The organism is Chengkuizengella axinellae, from assembly GCF_030730905.1.
In the GTDB taxonomy this organism is placed as follows: domain Bacteria; phylum Bacillota; class Bacilli; order Paenibacillales; family KCTC-33759; genus Chengkuizengella; species Chengkuizengella axinellae.
In genome coordinates, this window is sequence record NZ_JAVAMP010000002.1 from 630563 (window position 1) to 656370 (window position 25808).

Consider the following 25808-nt stretch of genomic DNA (forward strand, 5'->3'; position numbering starts at 1 on the left):
AAGGGGAATTGTTCTCCTTGAGCTTTTTATGAATTCCACACCTTTTGGAGATGAAACTATACAAAAGTTAACACCTGAAGAAGTGAATAAAAGCCTACAGCAAACTGTCGATATCAATCCTGAAGGTAAATTGTTATCGTTTGGGATATGGTTAAAGGCAGATCGTGATCATGAAGCACAAATCAAAATTCAAAATAGAGACAATAGTGATTCTAAAGCAGAAGTAGTCAACGTGACAACAGAATGGGATTATTATAAAGTTACATTAGATGAACCTCTGCAATTGAGCGAAGATGGTAAGGATGGTGTAACCGTGGTGTTGTGGTCAGGTGATTATAATGGAACAACGGATGCTGTGTATGCATGGGGTGCTGGTTTAATCGAAGAATAAACTTTAGGTTATATAAAAAATAATTTAGTGAAGTAAATCATTATTTTTAATGAAGTAACCTTTTATCTTTTTGCAAAGCTTCTATACAAATATATAGATATAATGAGTAAAATGATCCCAAGCAAATGACCTGCAATAACATCCGTTAGATAATGTACAGATAATACAATCCGACTAAGACCAATTAGGAGAATTACAATCGCACCTATCAGTCCAACTATGTATTTTTCATTTATTGTAGATTTTTTATTTAATATTAAATAGGCTGCTAGTCCATAAGCTACTAATCCGGTAATTGCCCCTCCACTTGGGAAGCTGTAACCTAGCTCTAATGTATCATTGATGAGAGGACGTTCTCTTTCAAAATATCCTTTTAAAACTTTGTTTAATACATTAGAAGAAGCAACCATGATGACAAAAACAATAGCTCCTTTAAAATCACGATGTTTCCAGAGCAACCATATCAACATAGCAACGACTAGTGTAATAATACCTTTGTTGGAAGCAAACCATGATATGGTTTCAAATAAATTATATATAGAAGATGGGACTTCCAGAAAGATATTTTTAATGATTGAATCCAAGGCTATTGATTTTGTTCGTTGAACCATATTTGCAAGAATAAGAAAAATGATAAAAAGTATTGCACAAAATGTTAATATGCCAAGATGAAAAAAGGCTGGAAGCTTGTTCATAGTTGTAGATTTACTATTTAATTTCATTTCATAATGATCCCCTCTAAGTTAGTGATCACTAATATACCATATTTTTTATTCCTTCGTAAAGTAGAACAATATATACTGGCCCTTATTGATATTGCATTCAAATATTTTTACATGTATAATGCATTTTTAATACAACTAGATTCATTCCAAAGGAGAGATTGTATTGGATATTCAACTTGATGATTTAACTGGCTCTGAAATAACAGCACTAATAGAGGAACATTTCCATAACATGGGGCTTCATTATCCAGAGGGTATGAATTATGGATTTAATATTGAAGATTTAAAAAAGCCAGAAATTACATTTTGGAGTGCATGGGAGCAGAGTGAATTAGTTGGTTGTGGTGCACTTATTGAACTTGACTCTCAGCACGGGGAATTAAAATCTATGAAAACAGTTTCTTCACATTTACGTAAAGGTGTTTCAAAACAGATCCTTGAATACATAATGGAAGAAGCTAAACAAAGAGGTTACAAGCGACTAAGTTTAGGAACGGGTGCTATGGATGCTTTTGAACCAGCACGTAAATTGTATGAAAATTATGGATTTCAATATTGTAAGCCATTCTCAGATTATGAAGATGATCCATATAGTGTATTTATGACAAAGGAATTATAAGTTATTCAATAAAATAAAATTAAAGAAGCATGAATTTACTAGAGGAAAATAAGAACAAAAATATAATTTACCATAACTTCTAATAGGACAAGTAGAATAGTATATGTAGCAGTCTCATTTATTTAATATAAATTGCTATACTATCATATGTTAGTTGTTTATAACAAACCAAAATATAAACCCTATTCAAATAAGAGAAAGGGTTTATATTTTTGATATCTATCTTAAAGGCGTAATATATGTAGTCCTAATATGTACTGCGATTCTCTTAAAAGCTTTTAAGATATAAAAACCAATCACAGCACCGAAAGAATGAAGTATAATGTCATCTATATCAAAAATAGCTAGTAAAGAAAAGACCTGTAGCATTTCAATGAAGAAACTAGTGGTAAGAGTGATGATAAATATACTTTTTACATTGTTTGCGCTGATAAACAAAATAGATATTAATAACCCAAATGGTATAAATAGAATGATATTTCCAAATATATTTTCAAAAAAGATACTTAAATCATGATGCTCATATAGGAAATGTTCATATTGGATAATATACGTCAAAATCGTTTTCAAAGGAATTATATTTGTGTTTTGAATAATAAGATCAACATAACTATTTTCATTTAATCTATCCTGAAACCATGTTGTATTGAAAAAACTAAATCGAATAATAAGGCTAAGTAATAAATATAAAATATAAATGACGAAGATACTCCAAAGAAAGATCCTATATAAACTATAGTAGGGAGAAATAGACTTTTGAAACCCACTTTCTAATTGCTCATGATCTCCGAAACTACGAATAGCTTCAGCAATTGCTCCTTTCTCTGAATAACCTTTTTCAATAAATTCATTCTTCAGTAAAATTAAGTGGTCTTTTAATTCTTCAGCAATTTCCATTTTTTCTTCTTTGTTTGTTTTGATATTCTTTACGATTTTATTTATATAGGTTTCAAAGCTTTTATCCAAGATAATCCCTCCGTGTTCACCTTGATTAGATGGTTCACTTTCTTCCATTCAGATAACTTTCTATCTAATTCTTTTTTACCATCTTCTTTTATTCGATAATATTTCCGTCTACCTCCTGATTCTGAGTCCCCCCAGTATGATTGTATCCAGTTCTTTTTCTCTAAACGTTTTAGAGCAGGGTATAGTGTTCCTTCACTCATTTGGTATAAATCCTGACTGTTTTCCTTTAATGTCTTTACCATTTCATAACCATACATATCTTTTTTTATAACTAGAGAAAGTAGTAAAATATCAATGCTGCCTTTCATGATTTCTTTATCCATAATTTCCCTTCCTTTCATAGTTAGTATATAACGACTTACATCGTTATGCAAGGTAATCGTAATTAAATAGTTGAAACGGGAGACTCTAATAGGGGTTATTGTTCATCAAGTTAAACTTGTTTTCAAAATAATCATAGACAGTATTTCAATATATCTTTATAATGAACTAGAAGTTTCAAACAATCGAATAGTATTGAAACAGGTGGAACGTTGATTCGTTCCTTAATAGGGAAGAACGGTGCAAATCCGTCACGGTCCCGCCACTGTAATTGGATAGTATATTTAAGTCACTGTGAGTAACGGGAAGGCTTGAGTAACTGAATCTTGCATTCAGTAAATACGATGATCCATGAGTCAGGAGACCTGCCTTTTTCATGAACACTAATAAAACCTACGAGGATAGGGAGGTGTATGATAAGACTGGTATATTTACAATGATTACTTTTCCAGACGGATTATAGCACTTTCTGCGACTTTGTCGTAGAGGTGCTTTTTTAATGCGATTTTATGAATCATAACATCATTTAGTTGTAGTTTTGAAACTTACGAATATGATTTTATAGAATAGTAAGCTGGGGGTTAAATATGCTTTTAGATAAATACATATATTGCTACCTGGAGGTTCTTGAAATCTTCATATAGTAAAATCTTGTTTATTATTCTTGGAATTGTTACGGGCTCATACAGTTTGTTTTTAGGAACATCTATATAAATTGGTGTATTTAGTTAGTTTATTTTCAATGTAATTTAAACCAAAAATCATTCAAATAGAAGGGAGTATTCACGATGAAAGGTAAATTACTTGTGATTGGTTTTGGTCCTGGAAGTTTTGAACATATCACAAAGAGAGCAAGAGAGGCGATTGGGGAAAGTGATGTCATTATTGGATACAACACTTATGTGGATTTAATTCGAGATTTGCTTACAGATCAAGAAATTGTTAGAACGGGTATGACAGAAGAAGTAAGCCGTGCACAAGAAGCAGTAAAACAAGCAGAATCAGGTAAAAAAGTAGCGGTCATTTCTAGTGGTGATGCAGGTGTTTATGGTATGGCTGGACTTATATATGAAGTTTTAATAGAAAAAGGTTGGAGTGAATCAAAAGGAGTGGGAGTTGAGGTCATCCCGGGCATATCTGCGATTAATTCTTGTGCTTCACTGCTCGGAGCTCCTATCATGCATGATGCTTGTACTATTAGTTTAAGCGATCATTTAACTCCTTGGGAACTGATTGAAAAACGAATTGAGGCAGCTGGTGCGGCAGATTTTGTAATAGCCTTATACAACCCTAGAAGTGGGAAAAGAACGAGACAAATTATCGAAGCACAAAACATATTATTAAAATATAGATCTCCGGATACACCAGTAGGGCTGGTAAAAAGTGCGTATAGAGAGCGTGAGTTTGTACAAATTACGACTTTGGAAAAAATGCTTGAGTTTGATATTGGCATGCTAACAACTGTTATTATCGGAAACTCTACTACATTTTTATATGATGGAAAAATGATTACCCCAAGAGGATATCAGAGGAAATATACGTTAGATCGACAAGAGCAGCAACTTAAACCACATGAGCGGTTGAAAAAAGAAAATGAACCATGGTCTTTATCCCAGGAAGAAGTACTTACAGATGAAAATCAAATGGAAATAACTCCATTAGCATTAGCGTCTGAAGCATTGCAAACTTTACAAAAAACACAGGGTAATGAATTTCTTCCAAATTTAAGCAAGGACAATGTGAATGAGATAGACACTGCTTTTCAACAGGAATCTATATTAGAGTTTGCTGTAAGTCCTGGTATCGCCAATAAAAAGTTTACATCTGGACAAATGAAGCTGATTGCAGAAATTGCTGGAGATAAAGGGGATATAGAATATACACCACATCACCAAATCATATTACGAGTTTCAACAAGTAATCCAAATGAAGTTACGAGCCAATTGAAAGATGAAGGATTACTACTAGCTCCTATTGGGGATGTAGCTCAAGTAAAGGCTTGTGATTTCTGTGATGAGGAAAAGGATGAATCCATCCCGTATGTGAAAGAAATTCATAAACGGATTGAAGGTTTGAAAACGCCAAAGGAATTAAAAATAGGATTTAATGGATGTGCGATGGCTTGTTATGGTGCAGTGAAAGAAGATATTGGAATTGTATTTCGTAAAGGGAAGTTTGATTTGTTTTTAGGAGCAAAAACTGTAGGGAGAACGGCCCATGCTGCGCAGCCTGTAGCTGAGGGAATTGAAAAGGAACATATTGTTGATATGGTTGAACGCATCGTAAAAGGTTATGCAAATGATGGTTTTCCTAATGAGCGATTTCACAAGTATTTTAAACGTTTGAAAGAAATTGAAGGTTTTACATATCGAGACGTACCTGTATTAGTAACAGAACAAGTCATTTGTGGAGACTGATACAAAGTAACATTGGAAACTAAACATTATGAACAAGATTTATGAAATCATGGGAGGTTAAAAGATGGAAGCTGTATTATTTGTCGGTCATGGAAGTAGAGATAAAGAGGGGAATGAAGAGGTCAGAGCATTTGTGAATTCAATGCTGCCTCAGATAAAAACACCGATCATTGAAACTTGTTTTTTAGAATTTGAAAAACCAAACATAAATCAAGGTATTGACACTTGTATTGATAAAGGGGCAACAAAGGTTGTTGTGATTCCTATTATTTTATTAGGAGCAGGTCATTCTAAAATTCATATTCCGGCAGCCATAGATGAAGCAAAGGAACAATACCCTCAAACTGAATTCGTGTATGGTAGACCGATTGGTGTGCATGATCTTGTCATCGATATATTAAATGATCGTTTACAGCATACAAGTCAATTTAATGAAAAAGAACTTGCAGAGGAAACCGCTGTTTTAATCGTAGGCAGAGGAAGCAGTGAACCAGATGCTAACAGTGATGTATACAAAATTTCACGTTTATTCTGGGAAAAAATGAAGGTGAAGTGGGTAGAAACGGCTTTTATTGGGGTTACTTTTCCATCGATGGATGAAGGAATAGAGCGATGTATAAAATTAGGAGCCAAAAATGTAATCATTCTCCCTTACTTTTTATTCACAGGTATTTTGATAAAACGGATGGAAGACATGTTAAAAACATATCAGCATAAATATGAAAATCATCAATTTCAACTAGGTGAATATTTTGGATTCCATCCAAATTTACAAGAGGTCTTGATCGAAAGAGTAAAAGAAGCACTACAGGATGAAGTGAAAATGAATTGTGACAACTGCACATATCGTTTGGATGCGATGAAACATATCGATCACCATCATCATCATGACCATGACCACGATCATCATCATGTTTAAATCATACATGGATGTTGGTACACGATTTAGGTTTGACTAGGGACGATGTACATCGAATCGTTCAAATTTGAAAATGAAGGGGGTAAGTTTAATGATTTTAGTACTGTCTGGAACGAGTGATGCAAGAGAACTAGCCTTACAAATTAAAGAAATGGGATGTTCTTTAATTACAACTGTGGTTACTGAAAATGCAGCGATTTCCATGAGGGAATCAGGTTTGCCTGTTTTAGTTGGTAGATTGACGCCAGAAGATATGATTGAATTGGTTCGAGCAAAAAACATACAAATGATCGTTGATGCAAGTCATCCATATGCAGAAGAGGTTTCCAAAAATGCCATTCAATGTGCGAAAGAAATAGGGATCTCATATGTTCGTTTCGAAAGAGAGGGTTTAGAGTTTAATCAACATTCATTGCTTCACAAAGTAGATTCTTATGAAGAAGCAGCAGAGCTTGCAGCACAGAAACAAGGGGTGATTATGCTTACAACAGGTAGCAAAACCTTAAAAACCTTTACAGATCAGTTGATTAATCTTCCTGATATTACGTTGGTAGCCCGTATGCTGCCCCGCAAAGATAATATGGAAAAGTGTGAACATCTAGGCATTCAGCAAAAAAACATTATTGCCATGCAAGGTCCATTTTCAAAAGAGTTAAATAAAGCCCTCTATGAATTTTATAACGTGAATGTGATGATAACGAAAGAGAGTGGAAAAGTAGGCGCAGTGGATGAAAAAGTGGAATCTGCATTAGGAATGGGGATTGAAACAATAATGATTTCCAGGCCAAAGATACAATACGGAACTAAATTTTCTGATCATGAACAGATTTTGAATTATATAAATAAATCTACTTTTGGTGAGAGCAGTTAAAATTATCAGCAAAGTCTAGTAACAGGTTCGATTAGGCGGTTGAAATACTCAAGTAATCGTTCCGTAATTATTTTATATATTTAGGGAGGAGATCTAGGAATGGATTTTAAGACTGAATTCAAACCATTAACAGTACAACCGCAAGAAATAGAAGGAAAAAGCTTCGAAATGATAACAGAAGAATTAGGGGAGCATTCATTTACAGAAGAACAGTATCCTGTAGTTCAGCGTGTCATTCATGCTTCAGCGGATTTTGATCTAGGTCGCAGTGTATTGTTTCATCCAGATGCAGTAGAGGCAGGGATTAAAGCAGTTCAAAACGGAAAAATGGTAGTAGCCGATGTACAAATGGTGCAGGTTGGAATCAGCAAGCCGAGACTCGAAAAGTTCGGAAGTGATGTGAGAGTATACATATCAGATGAAGATGTGATGGAGGAAGCTAAAAGATTAAACACGACAAGAGCGATTATTTCAATGCGCAAAGCAATCAAGGAAGCAGAAGGAGGCATCTTTGCTATCGGAAATGCTCCTACAGCTTTGTTGGAATTAATCCGTTTAATAAAAAATGGTGAAGCGAAACCAGGGCTTGTGATTGGTATGCCTGTTGGTTTTGTTTCTGCAGCGGAATCCAAAGAAGAATTAGCTAAATTAGATATTCCATTCATTACTAATATTGGAAGAAAAGGTGGAAGTGCTGTGACAGTAGCTGCTTTAAATGCAATTTCATTGATGGCAGTACGTCAGGTGTAACGTATGAAGAAAAAGGAAGCGAAGAAAGACCCTAAAGACATGCGTCATGGATATACAACAGGTGCTTGTGCAACAGCTGCAACGAGGGCAGCTTTAACTGCATTGATTTTTCAGGAGTTGCAAAAGGAAGCAACCATTACTTTACCTATAGGTAAGCAGGTTTCCTTTGAGATTTCTACTTGTGAGTTCACTGGGGAGTCGGCAACTGCTGGAACGATTAAAGACGGCGGAGATGATCCTGATGCAACGCATGGTGCTTTGATTCTTTCTACCGTTTCTTGGAGTAAGGTCTCAGGTGTTGAATTAGATGGTGGAATAGGTGTAGGCAGAGTGACTAAACCCGGTCTTCCAGTTGAAGTAGGAAAAGCAGCAATAAATCCTGTTCCCTATAAGATGATCATGGAAGTGACTCAGTCCATTTTACAACAATTTGAGATTCAAGAAGGTGTTCGAGTAGTTATTTCAGTCCCAGATGGCGAAGAAATAGCCAAAAAAACGCTGAATGCAAGATTGGGAATTATAGGTGGAATTTCGATTTTAGGCACAAGAGGTACAGTTGTACCGTTTTCAACCTCCGCTTATAAAGCTAGTATAGCGCATGCTATTAATGTTGCTGTTACCGTTGGATGTGAACATCTCGTACTTGCTACTGGGGGGCGGAGTGAAAAATTCGGTATGGAGCTTTACCCTGATTTGCCTGAGGAAGCCTTTATTGAAATGGGGGATTTCATTGGCTTCACTCTAAAGACCTGTAAAAATAAAAAAGTAAAAAAAGTAACGTTAGTTGGGATGATGGGGAAATTTTCAAAGGTAGCGAATGGCGTAATGATGGTCCATTCAAAAAGCGCACCGATAGATTTTAATTTCCTTGCTAAAGTGGCGGCTGAAAGCAATGTGGATGAAACGACTTTGGAAAATATTAAATCAGCAAATACAGCTTCACAAGTAGGCGAAATGATGTTAGAGCAAAACAATGATTTGTTTTTCGATAAATTGTGTGAGTATTGCTGTTTATCAGGACTAAATGAAGTAGATGGGAACATAGAGATTGAAACCGTAATTAGCACATTAAAGGGTGTTTTATTAGGAAGAAAAACGTTGTATTCTACTTTGCAGAATGAGGAGTAAATACTAATCCATCATTCCACTATTCAGATTAGATTTACACCTCTAAACATAACCCAAAAAGTGACTTTAGCTTCCAAAGTTTATTCCGATTACTCTTAAATATAAAAGGATGAGTGTGTTATGAGTCATATTAAAATCATTGGAATTGGTGACAATGGAAAAGAAAGTTTATTGCCTACTTATAAGAAATGGATTTACGAAAGTGAGCTGTTAGTAGGTGGTGAAAGGCAACTATCTTTTTTCGAAGATTATAAAGGAGAAACTATAGTCATTAAAAGTGGATTAAGTAAACTAGTAGAACTTCTTAAATCCAGCAATAAAGAAGTAGTCGTTCTTGCTTCAGGTGATCCATTATTTTATGGCATTGGTGGTTATTTGTCTAAAAAAATGGAGGTTGAGATTTATCCCAATCTAAGCTCAATCCAACTTGCTTATGCTAAAGCAGGTGAAAGCTGGCAAAATGCATATTGCGCTAGTATTCATGGTCGAAGTATGAAGGGGCTTGCTCAACGTATTGATGGAAAAGATAATGTCATTTTATTAACAGATGATATCAACTCGCCACAGACCATAGCCAAATATTTATTGCATTATGATATGACAGAGTATAAAGCTTTTGTAGGTGAAAACTTGGGAAGCGATGATGAAAAAACGGGATGGTATACATTGAAGGAAATGCAAGATTCCTCTTTCTCAAGTTTAAACGTTGTTATTTTATCGAAAAAAACGAATAGTCCTATGTGGACAATGGGAATCCCAGATGCTGAGTTTTCACAGAGAAAACCTGATAAAGGGTTGATAACAAAAAAAGAAGTAAGAGTGCTGAGTTTGATGAATATGGCTTTGACTCCAACAAGCATTGTTTGGGATATTGGAACATGTACGGGCTCAGTTGGAATAGAAGCGGCTCGCATGGCTAGAGACGGCGAAGTGTATGCTATAGAAAAAAATGAGAAAGATTTGGAAAACTGCTTAGAAAATATGAAAAAGTTCCGAGTGGATATGACTGTTCAACACAATAAAGCTCCTGAGGGTTTAGAAGGCTTTCCTGACCCTGATGCCATCTTTATTGGAGGCACTGGTGGTGAGATGAAGACTTTGTTGAACATTTGTTGTGCTCGATTGAAACAAAACGGACGAATCGTATTAAATGCAGCAACAGTAGAAACATTATATGAAGCTAGTCAAGCATTTAAAGAAGAAGGTTATAAGGTCGAAATTACGTTGGCTCAAATTTCAAGAAGCAAACCTATTTTACATATGAATCGATTTGATGCGTTGAACCCTATATATATCATTACAGCTAGTAGAGAAGAGGAGGAACTCGAGGTTGAGTAATGTAGGCACATTATATGGTATTGGTATGGGTCCTGGTGACCCTGAGTTAATTACAGTAAAAGCATTTCGCATTTTAAAAGAGTCTCCAGTGATTGCATATCCTAAAAAACGATCTGGCAGTAAAAGTTATGCTTTAGCGATTTCAGAACAATATATTAATCCTTTAGATAAAGAAATGGTTGGTTTAATATTCCCGATGACTAAGGATATAGCGACATTGGAAAAACAGTGGAACAAAACAGTAGAGACAGTAAATGAGTATTTAACCCAAGGGAAGGACGTGGCTTTTGTAACTGAAGGCGACCCTATGTTGTACAGCACATTTATTCATATGCAGCGTTTAGTAGAGGAGCTTCATCCAGAGGTTCAAATTAAGGTGGTACCGGGTATTTCTTCTGTAAATGGAACAGCTGCTAGAATGGGACTTCCACTTGCAGATGGTGATGACCAAGTGGCTATTGTACCTGCTACAAATGATGCAGATAAGATGAGGAAGGCATTAGTTGAACATGATTGTGTAGTTTTTATAAAAGTAGCAAAAGTACTGGATATGATGATTGGGATCTTAAAAGAATTGGCATTAGTAGACAAAGCTGCTGTAGTTACCAAAGTTACATCAGAAGAAGAAAGAGTATGGACGGACGTAGAGCAGCTTGAAGGGGCAGAATTAGAATATTTAACATTAATGGTGGTGAGGAAATAGTGAAGATTTTTATTGTAGGTGCAGGTCCTGGAGATCCAGATTTAATTACTGTGAAAGGATTGAATCTGCTGCAGCAAGCGGATGTTGTTTTATATACAGATTCTTTAGTCAGTGAAGAGTTAACGGCGAAAGCAAAACCTGAAGCTGAAGTGATCAAAAGCTCTGGTATGGCTTTAGATGAAATGGTAAAGCTGATGGTTGATAAAGTAAAACAGGGAAAAATGTTAGTTCGTTTACATACAGGGGATCCAGCCATGTTCGGTGCAACAATGGAGCAAATGACTTTACTGCGAAAAGAAGGTATCGAGTGTGAAATCATACCAGGGGTTAGTTCCGTTTTTGCATCAGCGGCAGCTGTTGGGGCAGAGCTTACGATACCTGAATTAACGCAAACATTGATTTTAACAAGAGCAGAAGGAAGAACGCCGGTTCCAGAACGGGAGCAATTAAAAGCGTTAGCTTCACATCATAGTACAATGGCTTTATTTTTAAGCGCTACTTTAACTAAGAAAGTGACAAAAGAGCTTATCGAAGCGGGATGGAGTGAACAAACACCTATTGCTGTCGTTCAAAGAGCAACTTGGCCTGATCAAAAGATTGTTAGAACAACGATAGAACATTTAGACAGAGATATGCGTGAGAATGGCATTCGTTCACATGCTATGATTCTAGCTGGTTGGGCTTTAGACCCGAACATTCACGAAAAAGATTATCGTTCGAAGTTATATGATAAAGAGTTTACACATGGGTTTAGAAAAGGAATTGAGAGTTAAGAAATCAAATAGAAGGTGTTAATCATGTCTTATATTCAATTAAAAGAGGAAGAGTTACCTGTTATTCAACAGAACTCGGATTATGCCATTGTTGCGATTACAAAACATGGCGTAGCTTTGGCTCGTTCTTTACATGAAAAGTTCTCAAACTCTGATTTGTATTATATGAGTAAATTTGAAACAGGTGATGAGTTAAGTAGAAGGATTCAAATGTTTCAAGGCTCAGTAAGAATGTTGTTTCCAGCTCTATTCCCAGTATATAAAGGTATTATTATTATTATATCTCTTGGGGCTGTTGTACGGATGATTGCTCCGCTATTGAAGGATAAAAAAACTGATCCAGGAATTGTAGTAATTGACGATAAAGGTGAACATGTCATTAGCGTATTGTCTGGACATTTAGGTGGTGCAAATGAGTTAACTAGAGAGGTTGCTGCAGCTTTAAATGCTAGACCAATTATAACTACTGCTTCCGATGTTCAAGGTACTATTCCAGTAGATTTATTTGGGCAACGGTTCGGCTGGCAGTGGGATTCAGCAGAAAAACTAACACCTGTAAGTGCATCTGTAGTTAATGAAGAAAAAATAGCAGTCATTCAGGAATCTGGTGAACGAGATTGGTGGATGTATGATACACCTATACCAAGTCATATTCAACGCTTTTCTTCTATTATAGAGGCGCTTGCAGAAGAACCACAGGCAGCTCTTATTGTAACTCATCGAATACTCAATAAAGAAGAAGAGGTGATATTGGGAAATGGAGTTTTATATCGACCAAAAGTGATTGTTTTAGGAATGGGTTGTAATCGGGGGACTTCGTCTGATGAAATTGAACAGATTATTATAGAGACTCTTGGGGAACTCCAATTCTCTATAAAGAGTGTCAAAGCAATTAGTACAATAGATTTGAAAAAAGATGAAGAGGGCCTTCTAAAAGTAGTAGAAAAGTATAAATGGGATTTCAAATATTATATCCCTCCTGAATTAAATGAAATTGCCATAGACCAACCTTCTGAAACTGTATTCAAATATACGGGAGCATATGGAGTTAGTGAACCCGCAGCTAAACGTTATAGCGGTGTAGAGCAACTGGTACTTACTAAGAAAAAATCGGGAAACGTAACGATTTCCGTTGCCGTTATGGATTTTAAAGATATTTGAATGTAATATTGTAATACCCACTAACCTATAGGAGGAAAACGTATGCTTCATCATGTAGAAATCTATGTTTCAAGTCTAAAGAAAACTACTGAATTCTGGGGATGGTTCTTATCAGAACTAGGATATGAGAGGTTCCAAGAATGGAATGCAGGTATCAGTTATAAGTATCAAGATACGTATCTTGTTTTCGTTCAAACAGAGGAGCGGTTTATGGATGTTCCTTATCATAGGTGCCGAACAGGATTGAACCATCTTGCTTTTCATGCCAAGTCCAAAGCACAGGTTGATGAGATTACTTTGAAGTTGAAAGAAAAAGAAATTCCTGTTTTATATGAAGATAAACATCCATATGCAGCTGGACAGGACTATTATGCATTATTTTTCGAGGATCCCGATCGAATTAAGGTTGAACTCGTTGCACCATAAGTACAATTGGATTCGACGATATCTTCGAAAGATCACAGATGAAGTACATAGAACAGTAAAAAAAATTGAAATTAGATAAAACTATTTTGATTAACAAGTTACAAGACGTTAGAATTGTGAAATAGCAAATATGGATAGAATAGCTTCAACAAATAAGGGGTGAGAGGAATAAACACTCAAAAGCGAATTGTAATTGCAGGAACAGGAAGTGGTGTAGGTAAAACAACTACAACTATAGGGTTGATGGCATTACTGAAGCGAAGAGGATTAACTGTGCAAGGTTTTAAATGCGGCCCCGATTATATTGACCCTACCTATCATACTGTAGTGACAGGAAGAATCTCTCGTAATTTAGATAGCTGGATGACTTCTGAAAACACGGTTAAGGAGATTTTTAATCGTGGAAGCAAGGGTGCTGACATTTCTATTATTGAAGGTGTAATGGGTTTTTATGATGGTAAGAACCCAAAAACAAATACAGGGAGTACTGCAGAAATTAGTCTTTTAACAAAAAGTCCTGTTATTTTAGTTGTGAATTGTCAAAGCATGGCTCGAAGTGCAGCAGCCATTGTTAAAGGTTTTCAAAGCTTGGATGAAAAAGTGAATATCGTAGGTGTCATTGCCAACAAAGTAGGTAGTGAAGGACATTATAAACTTGTGAAAATTGCGATTGAGCAAGAATGTGGGATACCTGTGGTCGGATATTTGAAAAGGGAAGACCACATCAATATACCTGAGCGACATTTAGGGCTGATACCTTCTATTGGAAGAGGCGAATTAGATTCGTTTTTTAATTCACTAGCAGATCTAATAGAGCAATCCATTGATGTTGATTATTTATTAGAATTAGCAGAAGCACCCGTTGTAGATGTTTTACCAGAATTATTTAAAGAATCGCCTACTAACTCAATTCAGAAAAGCACTTCAATAGCAGTTGCTAAGGATGCCGCATTTCATTTTTATTATCCAGAAAATTTAGAGTTGTTAAAAGCAAACGGTGCTGATATAGTATATTTCTCTCCTCTTGCAGGTGAAGAGGTTCCACCTGAGGTTCAAGGTTTATATATTGGCGGAGGTTTCCCTGAAGAGTTTGCAGAACAACTTGGTGAAAATGTTACTGTGAAAAAGTCAATTAAAAATGTAATTGAGGCTGGTATACCTACCTTAGCTGAATGTGGTGGATTTATGTATTTAACTGAGGAAATTGAAACAACAGAGGGTACAAAACACCCTATGATTGGCTTGATTCCAGGTAAAGTGAAAATGCAAAAGAAATTAGCTGCTTTAGGATATAGAGAAATCACAGGTAGTCAAGGCAATTTTTTATTGGATACCCAGATGAACGCCAGGGGGCATGAGTTCCACTATTCTACCTATGAAACAGAATTACCTATAGATCATGCATATGTGACAAAAGGAATGAGAGGAACTAAAAAGGAAGGTTATTTAAATGCTAATCTAGTGGCTGGGTATACTCATTTTCATTTTGCTTCAAATCCAGATTTAGTGAAACGATGGATTGAAAAGTGTGTACAGTTTAAGCTAGAAATATAAGCATAGAACATTTAATATACCATGATTCTTATTTTGGATTTCATATAATAGAGAATTGTTAGCTATTAAATTTCGTACCTATTTGGTAGATTAATGAAAAAAATCGAAAATGATAGTTTAATAGAGAAAACCGTAGATAATGGAATGTAAAGACACTCTAGTCTCCTTATATCCTTTTTTTTAAAACTAGCAAATACTATATATAGTGGTATATAATCAAATTCGTCACTATATATAGTGTTTAATTCATAGTATAAGGGGAAGTTATGAAAATCGTTTATGCTTCTAAAACAGGGAATGTGAAACGTTTTATTAATAAAATAAATATAAGCTCGGTTCAACTACATTCAGAGTTGATCATGGACGAGCCTTTTATATTAGTTACATATACAACTGGTTTTGGACAAGTTCCTGAAGAGGTTGAGCAATTTTTAAAGTTTAATCATAACCAGATGGTTGGAGTTGTAGCAAGTGGGAACAGAAACTGGGGCAGCAATTTTGGCAAAAGTGCAGATATTATTTCAAATCAATACGGTGTTCCAACCTTACATAAGTTTGAGCTGTCTGGAACAACAAGAGATTTAGAGGTATTTAAGGAAAGGGTGTTACTCGTTGAAACATATTGAGCTTAATAATGAAGTGATGAAACAGGAGAATGGCTTTTTTCAATTAGAAAAAGATCAAGAGGCCGTTGAAGCATTTATGGAGGAAGTGAAGGAAAATACCGTTCAATTCAACTCCTTAAAGGAAAAGATAGATTATTTAGTAGAGAATGACTTTTACTATAATGTTTACGAAGATTATACATATGAACAAATTGAAAAAGTTTTTCAACTAGCTAACGCATACAACTTTCAATTCCAATCGTATATGGCAGCGTCAAAATTTTTCAAAGACTATGCTTTAAGAACAAATGATAAGAAAAAGTACTTAGAACATTATCCAGATCGAGTAACCATCGTAGGTCTTTACTTAGGTCAAGGAAACTTCGATAAAGCGAAAAAGTTAGTTGAAGCAATGATGGAACAAAGGTATCAGCCTGCAACTCCTACTTTTTTGAATGCTGGAAAAAGTCGTAGGGGAGAAATGGTTTCATGTTTCCTTTTAGATATGGATGATAGTTTGAATTCTATTAACTTTAATTTAAATACATCAATGCAGCTATCTAAAATAGGTGGGGGAGTGGCGTTAAATTTATCAAAGCTTCGTTCACGAGGGGAATCTATTAAAGAAGTGGCTGGAGCAGCTAAAGGTGTGCTGCCTGTTATGAAGTTGCTTGAGGATTCATTTGCTTATGCGGATCAAATGGGTCAGCGCAGAGGTTCCGGAGCAGTATACTTAAATATTTTTCACTGGGATGTTATTGAATTTTTAGATACGAAAAAGATTAACGCTGACGAAAAAAGTAGAATCCAATCCTTATCCATTGGTTTAATTATACCGAACAAATTTTTTGAATTAGCTGAGAAAAACGAACCGTTCTGTATGTTTGCTCCATACTCAGTTAGAAAAGAATATGGTGTTCATCTGGATGATATTAATATTGATGAAATGTATGAGGAACTGAAAACTAATCCAAACGTGGAAAGAAAAGAAATGAATGCAAGAGATATGTTGATAAAAATATCCTCAACACAGTTAGAATCAGGTTATCCATACATTATGTTTAAATCCAATGCCAACAACCAACATGCATTAAAGGACATTGGTGAAATTAAAATGTCAAACCTATGCAGTGAAATATTCCAATTGCAAGAGACATCGATTATAAGAGATTACTCTGAACCTGATGAAATCAACCGAGATATTAACTGTAACTTAGGCTCAATAAATATTGTAAATGTCATGGATTCGAAGAAAATTAGAGATTCTGTACATATGGGAATTGATGCTCTCACAACCGTGTCTGATTTAACGGAAATCAGCAACGCCCCAACGGTTAAGAAAGCTAACGATGAATTGCACTCTATTGGGTTAGGAGCAATGAACCTTCATGGATTTTTAACAAAAAATAAAATTGCCTATGAGAGTGTAGAAGCGAAGGATTTTGCAAATACATTTTTCATGATGATCAATTACTATTCTCTTGAAAAAAGCATGCTGATCGCGAAGGAACGTGAACAAGCATTTAAGGATTTTAACAAATCTGAATATGCAAAAGGAACTTATTTTACAAAGTATATTGATAACAGCTATGTACCTGCAACGGAGAAAGTGAGAGCGTTATTTGCAGGTATTGAAATCCCAACAACTGAAGATTGGAAACAACTGAAACTGCTAGTACAGCAGCATGGATTATACAATGCATACCGTTTAGCGATTGCACCTACACAATCTATTAGTTACATCCAGAACTCCACTTCAAGTGTAATGCCTGTTGTTGATCGAATTGAAACCAGAACATATGGAAACTCTACAACGTATTATCCAATGCCATTTTTATCAAGAGAAAACATGTTTTTTTATAAATCAGCATTCAATATGAATCAGTTTAAATTAATTGATTTAATAGCAGAAATCCAACAGCATGTGGATCAAGGCATCAGCACGATACTATACGTGGATAGCAGCATTTCTACTAGAGAATTAGCAAGGTATTACATTTATGCAAATAAAAAAGGTTTGAAATCACTATACTATACGAGAAATAAGAGATTAGATATTGAAGAATGTACATCTTGTGCGGTGTAACTTAAGGAGTGAAACGATGAAAGCAGTAAATTGGAATCAACCTGATGATGATTTTACGAAAATGTTTTGGGATCAAAACCTGCTCCAATTTTGGATTGATACAGAAATTCCTTTATCAGAAGATAAAATGAGCTGGATGGAATTAAGCGATACAGAAAAGGAAGTATATAAAAAGGTATTAGGTGGACTGACGTTATTAGATACTGAACAAGGTGGAATTGGTATGCCGTTGATCAGTCAAAACCTTGAAGGTTTGCAACAGAAAAGTGTGTTGGGCTTCATGGGAGCGATGGAGCATATTCATGCGAAAAGCTACAGCAGTATTTTTTCTACCCTTTGTACAACTGAAGAAATTAATGAGATCTTTCAGTGGGTAGAAGAGAATGAATATCTTCAAAAGAAAGCAAACATCATATCTACATATTATGAAAATATTAACACAAAACTAGATCAATATTTAGCCATGGTTTCCAGTGTGTTTTTAGAATCTTTCCTATTTTATAGTGGATTCTATTATCCATTGTTTTTGGCGGGGCAAGGAAAACTAGTGCATAGTGGTGAAATTATCAACCTCATTATAAGAGATGAATCCATTCACGGTGTTTATATAGGTTTATTAGCACAAGAGGTTTACAGGGAGCTAAGTGCTGAAGAGAAACAAGAAGCGGATTTAAAAGTAAGTCAATTACTACAAGAGTTGTATTTGAATGAGGAAAACTATACAGATGAATTATATGGTCCATTAGGTATTCAAGAAGATGTGAAACAATTCAGTAGATATAATGCCAATAAAGCGTTGATGAATTTAGGATTAGAGGCTGCTTTTCCAGATGAAGAGATTAATGCTATAGTATTGAACGGATTAAATACGAACACGAAAAACCATGATTTCTTCTCAACAAAAGGGAACGGGTATATTAAAACTTTGAATGTAGAGAAATTAACAGACGACGATTTCGTGTTTGAAGTATAAACAAACTAAGAATAGTAGAGCAAACCAAGGCATTGGTTCGCACTACTATTTTTTAGATAGTAGAAGAGTCGAATGATCTTCAGATAGGCGGTACTCCATCCCATCCCTTGTTTAATTAAACCAAACCGGTTTTAACAGTTCAAACCCTTTATGATCTTCGAGAAGAAGGAGCTGGATATAAATGCATTTTTGATAGCTCATTACCTGCTTCTATCCCCAAATTATATTGCTCTTCTTCTAATAATAAAGGCAGTGCCTCTTTCCCATCTATTCCTTCAATATATGAATATATAGTATAACAAGTTTCCACATCTTCTAATATTCCAATATCGATGGGTTGGGGGGATTTTACGTTAAGCAGTTGCATTTTTTTAAAGATTTGAAACTCTATTTTTTTCTTTTCATAGGCTCCAATATCACCTACTCGTAATAAATATTTATCATTATCGGTAGAAGCAACGTTATTCTATTTTGAAGCAGTTGAACATCATCTTCTTTCATAGTTCCCCCTATTTTAGTATAGATTTCATTCCAAAATCATTTTGAGCATTAATACCTCAATTATCCAGCCACTATCTTATAGTTACTAAAATCATAATTAGATAGTTTATTGTATAGGAAATCTTATTATAATTCTAGTTTCTAGTTCCTAATTTTATTTCAAAAAATGTTATAACTGTCCCTTGGATATTAACATTTTTTTGATATCATTTATCATTTGTTTTACAATTAAAAGAAAGATATATTTTACAAAATTTGAATCTTTTTGGGTGAAATAATATGAGTAACGAATTACTAAAATCAACACAACATAGAGAATTTTCTGTACCTGCAAAACACTGGGTAATGAAGCAGACTTGGAATGATTTATTGTTTGCTCATTGGCCCATACGAGTTAATGATATAAGAGATCATATCCCTGCCAGTTTAACAATTGATACTTTTGATGGGTTTGCTTGGATTGGTGTAGTGCCTTTTCATATGAGCAATATTAGAATGAGGTTTTTACCTCCAGTTCCCTTTGCATCTTCTTTTCCAGAAATTAATGTAAGGACTTATGTAAAGTTTAAAGGAAAAGCTGGTGTCTTTTTCTTTAGTTTAGATGCAATGAATCATTTAGCTGTTTATATAGCTAGAAAATTGTTTTCTTTAAATTATTACTATGCGCAAATAGTACATTCAAATCATTCTGACACCTACTATTATGAAAGCAAACGAATGGATAAGGATAAAGTTCTGACAGGTTTTACAGGTGTTTATAAACCTATATCAAAGCCTTTTAGATCAACAAGGGATTCAATTGACTATTGGTTAACGGAAAGATATTGTTTATTTTGCAATGATGAGAAGTACTTATATAGAGGAGATATTCACCATGTTCCATGGCAGCTTCAACATGTAGATGCAGATATTACGAATAATTCTATGACCTTACCAATAGGTATCAATTTACCATTAGAGAAACCCATTTTCCATTTCTCTAAGAAGCTCGATGCATTATTATGGTCACTAACTAAGGTGGCGGATTTTAGGAGGACCTTGCTTGATTGAGATAAGGAATAAAGTTGTTAGTATAGTTTTAATCTCGGTGATTATGGTTGTATTATTTAATCAATATCTATTTCTAAAATATTACACATATAATCATTGTTTAATCTACTAAAAAGGAAGGGTTCAGCTGTCCCTTCCTATTATTTATATTTTGTTCACATTCAAATAAATGAAACAAATACATTCATATTCATGGACTAATCAAACAAATGATGTGATTTATTAACTCTTTGTAGAAATCTCTCTAAAATGTTTAATGTTATATTTTATATTGAATCAATTTTCTGTTACATTAATTTCATAAATAACGGATGCTGTGCCTTCTTCCCAAGTATAAATGTTAAGTCTATATTGCTCTCCAGGGATAAGATCAATAATATTTTGACTACTGCTATTAAAATCCAACCATGCTACCATTTGGTCATTATTGTCAAATAGAATCCAATTGATAGGGGCATTGCCCTCGATGATTTGAAAATCTATTTGGATAGAATCTCCCACAGGAACTATTTGATAATTTATTTGATCATTATCTCGATCTAGGTTTCCACTTTCATTAAGAATATGATCGTCTTGTAAATTAAAATTAAAAGTTTCAATAAGTTCAATAAATCCGCCATTTGCTTCCAACGTAGCATGGATTGTAAGAATTCCACCAGTATATGTACCTTCTTGTTCAACTAATTCAGAAATTCTTCTGACGTTCTCTCCGCCAAAGTTCATGCTTTTTTCTTCTCCATCCTCAGAAAACAATAACCACTCAGCGCTAATAGATTCATTAGTTCTAGGTGGAGTAGATGGACTGTCAGGACCTCTTGGTGCTTCGATCACGAACGCATCTGCAGATATATTTAAAACTGCACTTGATTCGTTTAACGTTACAGTCCCACTTACTTCTACACAACCATTATGAGTTTCAGAGCTATATGGAACTCTAATATCATCACATTCATCTATGATAAAACTCATAGGTTCACCAGCAGCAAATGCTGAAATTGGAAAAGATAAAACGAATAGCGAAATAATAACAACCCATTGTAATTTTCTATTTTTATTCATTGGTTTTTTCCTTTCATATTCAGTATTTAAAGAGATTGTAAGAGCATAAATCACATCAATTATTGGATTAAATTTAAAGTTTAATAGAAATCAAATATCACCTACTTTTTTCAATATATAACAAATATCTAACTTACAATGTAATGGTTAAATGGTTTGACCTTTTGTATTATAGTATTAATTGGCAAAAAATACAACAGTTTTATTGAAAATTTTACATAGATTTTACAATTAATAGATAATTATTCATTTTATGAATATGATTATACACAATTTAGCTATTCATATATCTTTCCAAATAAAGAAAAGTGTTTTAGTAACAGGAAGGTTTTGAGAGGGCCATGATATAATGAATAGTGATTTCAAAACATCAAATAAATAGAATTATGAAAAGGTGATACAAATGAGAAATGAAAATGAAGTTATGAATCAAATACTGGAGTATGCAGAAAACAATGAAATGGTTAGAGCAGTTATACTAAATGGTTCACGAGCAAATCCAAATCTAAAAAATGATATATTTAGTGATTATGATGTTGTATTTTTAGTAAAGGATCCTACGTTTTTCTTAGAGCATCAAGATTGGATTCAACATTTTGGCAAAACAATAATTATGCAGCAAAATAGTTTTGATGATAATGGAGAAAAATCACATATATTTTTAATGATTTTTGAAGATGGTGTTAGAATAGATTTATTTTTCCGATCTATAAAAGAAGTTAATAAATGTTTGGAAGACAGTCTCAAAGTTACACTATTGGATAAAGACAACATTTTACCAGAGTTCGACCCAGCCACTGAAGAATATTATTATACAAAAAAACCAACAAAGCAAAAATTTGAAAAAGACTGTAATAACTTTTGGTGGTGTTCAACTTATGTGGCAAAAAGTATTTGGAGAGATCAGTTATCTTATGCAAAATACATATATGATGTCATAATGAAAGATCATATGCGTGATATGATTTCTTGGTACATAGGCAGCAAAAAAAATTGGGAAGTAAACTCGGGATCGCTGGGAAAACACTTTAAACAGCAATTGCCTGAAGAATTGTGGAACTCCTTTGAAAAAACGTATTCCGGATCAAACTATGAAGAAATATGGGAGTCTCTTTTTGAGGCAGGAAAACTATTTAGAAAAATAGGTTTGGAGACAGCTGAGCAGCTTGGATATGAATATCCATTTGAAGATGATGAAAAAGTGACCGAATACCTTAAAAAAATAAAAGAACTTCCTAAAGACGCTAAGACAATCGTTTAATCATTAGTCGCAATTGATGGAGGATGAATGAAGATTTTTAAAGGTTTAATATTAAAAACATCATTTCAAAAAGTATGGGATAAAATTTTGTTTTATTATGAAGGTAATATGGAATGAGATGTATTTTATATAAAAAAAGATTTTTCTATTTTATATGAAAAGCGATGATAAATATATAGGTTATTCATTGATCGCTTCTAAATTTAAAGCTTGGTTAGGGTTTTTATATTGAGCATGAAACATATGAAAGTTTGTCTGTTGAAAACCATCTTACACATTTATTATGGGAAATGACGTTTTTTGGATCGATCATTATAATAGTTAACGCTTATACAGAGAGTTAAAAAATGGAAATTTTTAGGTAGAAATGAGGAGGTTTTTTTGGATCCATATAAAATTTTAAATACAGTCGTAGATAAATATAAGTATATTTTAAATGATAATCTAGTAGGCATCTATCTACATGGTTCATTAGCTATGGGAGGTTTTAACTCATCAAGTGATATTGATTTTATTGTTATAGTAAATAAACCGATAAACTTTCAAACAAAAAGAGAATTGATTGACGTTATTCTGAACCTAGAGCAAGTACCGCCAAAAGGGATTGAAATTCATATTATCTTAAATGAGAATGTAGAGAAAGTTGTTCATCCAATCCCTTTCGAGCTTCATTATTCAAATTTTCACAAAGACAAGTATTTATTTGATGATCATTATATTTGTGGTGATGCTGAAGATCCAGACCTAGCGGCTCATCTCACAATTATTATTCATAGAGGCCTTTGTTTATATGGAGAAGAAATTGACAAGGTGTTTGGTGATGTACCTAAAAAAGTATATCTTGAATCTATATACAATGATGTACTTAATGCTAGGGATGAAATCTTAGAACAACCAGTGTATTATAATTTAAATTTATGTAGGGTTTTATATTATTTAAAAGAGAATGTGATCTGTTCCAAGCTCGAAGGTGGCGAGTGGGGCAAGGAAAACTTACCGCAAGAGTATAGTATGCTGATAGAAGATGCTTTGAAAATATATATGAATGAGTCAAAACAAGTACATTTTAAGCAACAAGCCTTAAAAGACTATGCAGACTACATGTTAAATGAAATTGAGTCTTGTTTTACAAATGAAATATGAGCTAAAAACCTACCCCAATTAATGGGGTTTTTATGTAAAGGAAATGGTTAACATAAGATTAATCACAAGAATAGAATCTATAAGGAGCATTTCATCATTGAATAAACAGCAATTAACAAAACGAATTGCAGCTGCGAATCATTCAATTCCAGCAGATTTAGTCATAAAGAACGGGAAAATAGTCGATTTGTATAATCTTGAAATTTTTGAAGCTGATGTCGCTATTACGGATGGTGTTTTTGTTGGAATTGGTGAGTTTACTGGAAAAACGGAGATGAATGCTAAAGGTAGGTACATTGTTCCATCTTTTATTGACAGCCATGTCCATATAGAATCGTCAATGATTACTCCAGATCAATTTTCTGAAGTAGTATTATCTCATGGGACGACAACAGTGATTACAGACCCGCACGAGATTGCAAATGTTAGTGGAACGGAAGGTTTAAAGTTTATGTTGGATGCTTCTGCTCACGTTCCAATTGATATATTGTTAATGCTGCCTTCTTGTGTCCCAGCAACTCCCTTTGAAAATGCTGGAGCAGAACTAACTGCTCGAGATCTAGATCCTTTTTTCTCTCATGCGAGAGTTTTAGGATTAGCGGAAGTGATGGATTATCCTGCCGTGATGAATGGATCAGAAAGTATGATAGATAAATTATTGACAGCTTTGAAATACACTGATCAAATAGACGGTCATTTAGCTGGATTAGATAAAAAAGCAATCAATATTTACAGAACTGCAGGAATTCGAACAGACCATGAATGTGTAACTGCGGAGGAAGCTAGGGATCGAATCCAACGCGGAATGTATGTATTTATTCGGGAGGGGTCTGGAGCAAAGGATTTAAGATCTGTCATCTCTGCTGTTAATGTCAACAATGCCCGCAGGTTTTCTTTTTGTACGGATGATAAACATTTAAATGAATTAATCGAAGAAGGTGGAATCGATCATAATGTACGTTTGGCGATTCAACATGGCTTGGATCCATTACTTGCTTATCAATTGGCTTCACTAAATGCAGCAGATTGTTTTGGGCTGAGAAACAAGGGAGCAATAGCTCCAGGATATGACGCAGACTTCTTACTTGTTGACCGTTTAGAAGAAGTGTCTATACACCAAGTTTTTAAGTCAGGAAAGCTAGTTGCTCAAAATGGAAGTACTTTGAGCACTGACGATAATAATAATGATCATAAGTTAAATGAACATATCACTAATACAGTTGTAATTTTGAACATTACAGAACAAGATTTAAAAATTCCAATATTAAGGGGCAATAAAGCTAATGTGATAGGTATTCAACCGAATAGTATACACACCAAACATCTTATTGAAGAAGTATCCATTGAAAATAATGAATTTATATGTTCAACAAAACTTGATCAATTAAAAATAGCAGTAATTGAACGGCATAAAATGACTGGTAATATTGGTTTGGGCATTGTAAAAGGTTTGCAATTATCATGCGGTGCCATTGCTTCAACGGTAGCACATGATTCACACAATTTAGTTGTATCTGGTACAAATGACAAAGATATGATGACTGCGATTTGTGCTATAAAAGAGATGGAGGGAGGGTTAGTAGTTGTCAAAGACGATTTGGTAATCGCTTCTGTTCCTCTGAGAATTTGTGGCTTGATGTCAGTAAAATCGTACGATGTGGTTTATGAAGAGCTAAAGCAATTAAATACAGCACTGCAACAAATTCATGCTCCAACACATTTTAATCCTTTTTTAACATTATCATTTTTATGTTTACCTGTCATTCCTAGCTTGAAGGTTACTGACATGGGTTTGTTTGATGTTAAAGTCTTTAAACATATCGATGTTTCTGCAAAATAGAAATGATTTCATTGTTTACATAATCTCCTTAATCCATTCAAAAACAATAACTTCTATAGGAGGTCATTGTAGAGTTCGTCTAATTTTTCCTCTAAAGTAAAAAAAACTCTTGCAATTCTACCTATTAGTAGGTAGAATTGATTTATGAAATAGCGATAGTAATTGAATTTATATTTTTAAAAATCAAAACTATCCAATAAATACATTTATAACCTTAAGGAGGTAATT

Annotated in this window: 24 protein-coding genes, 1 pseudogene and 1 riboswitch; of the genes and pseudogenes, 20 read left to right on the forward strand and 5 right to left on the reverse strand. The window is 34.3% G+C overall.

The window, feature by feature from the left end; all coding sequences use genetic code 11:
• Positions 1-28 precede the first annotated feature (28 nt).
• Positions 29-391 carry a hypothetical protein gene (locus Q5Y73_RS08610; protein WP_305991454.1) on the forward strand — a complete coding sequence of 121 codons (363 nt, stop codon included), beginning with the start codon at positions 29-31 and terminating at the stop codon, positions 389-391.
• Between the two features lie 62 nt (positions 392-453).
• On the opposite strand, the gene Q5Y73_RS08615 is transcribed toward Q5Y73_RS08610, so the two are convergent.
• Entirely contained in the window at positions 454-1113 is a 660-nt protein-coding gene (locus Q5Y73_RS08615) for a phosphatase PAP2 family protein (protein ID WP_305991455.1), read from the reverse strand.
• A gap of 166 nt (positions 1114-1279) precedes the next feature.
• Here Q5Y73_RS08615 and Q5Y73_RS08620 point away from each other — a divergent pair, with 166 nt between their 5' ends.
• Positions 1280-1735: a GNAT family N-acetyltransferase gene (locus Q5Y73_RS08620; RefSeq protein WP_305991456.1), complete on the forward strand. Its 456-nt coding sequence runs from the start codon at positions 1280-1282 to the stop codon at positions 1733-1735.
• A gap of 219 nt (positions 1736-1954) precedes the next feature.
• Here Q5Y73_RS08620 and Q5Y73_RS08625 read toward each other — a convergent pair whose 3' ends face one another.
• A complete protein-coding gene (locus Q5Y73_RS08625) occupies positions 1955-2701 on the reverse strand; it encodes a VanZ family protein (RefSeq protein WP_305991457.1) in 747 nt (248 codons plus the stop codon).
• The gene (locus Q5Y73_RS08630; protein WP_305991458.1) at positions 2674-3024 is read right to left on the reverse strand and encodes a PadR family transcriptional regulator; all 351 of its coding nucleotides are present in this window, start codon (positions 3022-3024) and stop codon (positions 2674-2676) included. The genes Q5Y73_RS08625 and Q5Y73_RS08630 overlap by 28 nt, the downstream gene beginning before the upstream one ends.
• A gap of 183 nt (positions 3025-3207) precedes the next feature.
• Positions 3208-3409: riboswitch (cobalamin riboswitch) on the forward strand.
• A 401-nt stretch (positions 3410-3810) separates the two neighbouring features.
• On the opposite strand from Q5Y73_RS08630, the gene cobJ reads away from it, so the two are divergent.
• The 14 genes from cobJ (at position 3811) to nrdF (ending at position 18726) form a co-directional block, all read left to right on the forward strand.
• On the forward strand, positions 3811-5439 hold the full coding sequence (gene cobJ, locus Q5Y73_RS08635; protein WP_305991459.1) for a precorrin-3B C(17)-methyltransferase: 1629 nt from the start codon (positions 3811-3813) through the stop codon (positions 5437-5439).
• Positions 5440-5503: 64 nt separating this feature from the next.
• Positions 5504-6358, forward strand: a complete 855-nt coding sequence (locus tag Q5Y73_RS08640) for a sirohydrochlorin chelatase (protein ID WP_305991460.1) — start codon at positions 5504-5506, stop codon at positions 6356-6358.
• A 91-nt stretch (positions 6359-6449) separates the two neighbouring features.
• Entirely contained in the window at positions 6450-7229 is a 780-nt protein-coding gene (cobK, locus tag Q5Y73_RS08645; RefSeq protein ID WP_305991461.1) for a precorrin-6A reductase, read from the forward strand.
• A 99-nt stretch (positions 7230-7328) separates the two neighbouring features.
• Positions 7329-7979: a precorrin-8X methylmutase gene (locus Q5Y73_RS08650; RefSeq protein WP_305991462.1), complete on the forward strand. Its 651-nt coding sequence runs from the start codon at positions 7329-7331 to the stop codon at positions 7977-7979.
• A gap of 3 nt (positions 7980-7982) precedes the next feature.
• Positions 7983-9107, forward strand: a complete 1125-nt coding sequence (locus Q5Y73_RS08655; RefSeq protein ID WP_305991463.1) for a cobalt-precorrin-5B (C(1))-methyltransferase — start codon at positions 7983-7985, stop codon at positions 9105-9107.
• A gap of 120 nt (positions 9108-9227) precedes the next feature.
• The gene (cbiE, locus tag Q5Y73_RS08660) at positions 9228-10445 is read left to right on the forward strand and encodes a precorrin-6y C5,15-methyltransferase (decarboxylating) subunit CbiE (RefSeq protein WP_305991464.1); all 1218 of its coding nucleotides are present in this window, start codon (positions 9228-9230) and stop codon (positions 10443-10445) included.
• Entirely contained in the window at positions 10438-11148 is a 711-nt protein-coding gene (gene cobI, locus Q5Y73_RS08665) for a precorrin-2 C(20)-methyltransferase (protein WP_305991465.1), read from the forward strand. The genes cbiE and cobI overlap by 8 nt, the downstream gene beginning before the upstream one ends.
• On the forward strand, positions 11148-11921 hold the full coding sequence (gene cobM / locus Q5Y73_RS08670) for a precorrin-4 C(11)-methyltransferase (protein ID WP_305991466.1): 774 nt from the start codon (positions 11148-11150) through the stop codon (positions 11919-11921). Before cobI ends, cobM begins: the two co-directional genes overlap by 1 nt.
• Before the next feature lie 24 nt (positions 11922-11945).
• Positions 11946-13082, forward strand: a complete 1137-nt coding sequence (locus tag Q5Y73_RS08675; protein ID WP_305991467.1) for a cobalt-precorrin 5A hydrolase — start codon at positions 11946-11948, stop codon at positions 13080-13082.
• 42 nt (positions 13083-13124) lie between these two features.
• Positions 13125-13508 (forward strand): VOC family protein, encoded by a 384-nt coding sequence (locus Q5Y73_RS08680; protein WP_305991468.1) that lies wholly within the window; start codon positions 13125-13127, stop codon positions 13506-13508.
• 168 nt (positions 13509-13676) lie between these two features.
• The gene (locus Q5Y73_RS08685) at positions 13677-15062 is read left to right on the forward strand and encodes a cobyrinic acid a,c-diamide synthase CobB (protein WP_305991637.1); all 1386 of its coding nucleotides are present in this window, start codon (positions 13677-13679) and stop codon (positions 15060-15062) included.
• Between the two features lie 266 nt (positions 15063-15328).
• Entirely contained in the window at positions 15329-15688 is a 360-nt protein-coding gene (gene nrdI / locus Q5Y73_RS08690; RefSeq protein WP_305991469.1) for a class Ib ribonucleoside-diphosphate reductase assembly flavoprotein NrdI, read from the forward strand.
• The gene (gene nrdE, locus Q5Y73_RS08695) at positions 15675-17753 is read left to right on the forward strand and encodes a class 1b ribonucleoside-diphosphate reductase subunit alpha (RefSeq protein WP_305991470.1); all 2079 of its coding nucleotides are present in this window, start codon (positions 15675-15677) and stop codon (positions 17751-17753) included. Before nrdI ends, nrdE begins: the two co-directional genes overlap by 14 nt.
• A gap of 16 nt (positions 17754-17769) precedes the next feature.
• The gene (gene nrdF, locus Q5Y73_RS08700; RefSeq protein WP_305991471.1) at positions 17770-18726 is read left to right on the forward strand and encodes a class 1b ribonucleoside-diphosphate reductase subunit beta; all 957 of its coding nucleotides are present in this window, start codon (positions 17770-17772) and stop codon (positions 18724-18726) included.
• A 148-nt stretch (positions 18727-18874) separates the two neighbouring features.
• Here the strand turns inward: nrdF and Q5Y73_RS24810 are convergent.
• Positions 18875-19165 (reverse strand): annotated as a pseudogene (locus Q5Y73_RS24810) (phosphotransferase); the annotation flags it as partial.
• Positions 19166-19506: 341 nt separating this feature from the next.
• Between Q5Y73_RS24810 and Q5Y73_RS08710 the strand changes: the two are divergent.
• Positions 19507-20277 (forward strand): YqjF family protein, encoded by a 771-nt coding sequence (locus tag Q5Y73_RS08710; protein WP_305991473.1) that lies wholly within the window; start codon positions 19507-19509, stop codon positions 20275-20277.
• Between the two features lie 276 nt (positions 20278-20553).
• On the opposite strand, the gene Q5Y73_RS08715 is transcribed toward Q5Y73_RS08710, so the two are convergent.
• The gene (locus tag Q5Y73_RS08715; RefSeq protein WP_305991474.1) at positions 20554-21336 is read right to left on the reverse strand and encodes a hypothetical protein; all 783 of its coding nucleotides are present in this window, start codon (positions 21334-21336) and stop codon (positions 20554-20556) included.
• Positions 21337-21739: 403 nt separating this feature from the next.
• On the opposite strand from Q5Y73_RS08715, the gene Q5Y73_RS08720 reads away from it, so the two are divergent.
• The 3 genes from Q5Y73_RS08720 (at position 21740) to ade (ending at position 25580) form a co-directional block, all read left to right on the forward strand.
• Positions 21740-22597 carry an aminoglycoside 6-adenylyltransferase gene (locus tag Q5Y73_RS08720; RefSeq protein ID WP_305991475.1) on the forward strand — a complete coding sequence of 286 codons (858 nt, stop codon included), beginning with the start codon at positions 21740-21742 and terminating at the stop codon, positions 22595-22597.
• Positions 22598-22978: 381 nt separating this feature from the next.
• Positions 22979-23740 (forward strand): aminoglycoside adenylyltransferase domain-containing protein, encoded by a 762-nt coding sequence (locus Q5Y73_RS08725; RefSeq protein WP_305991476.1) that lies wholly within the window; start codon positions 22979-22981, stop codon positions 23738-23740.
• 43 nt (positions 23741-23783) lie between these two features.
• On the forward strand, positions 23784-25580 hold the full coding sequence (gene ade, locus Q5Y73_RS08730) for an adenine deaminase (protein WP_305991477.1): 1797 nt from the start codon (positions 23784-23786) through the stop codon (positions 25578-25580).
• Positions 25581-25808 lie beyond the last annotated feature (228 nt).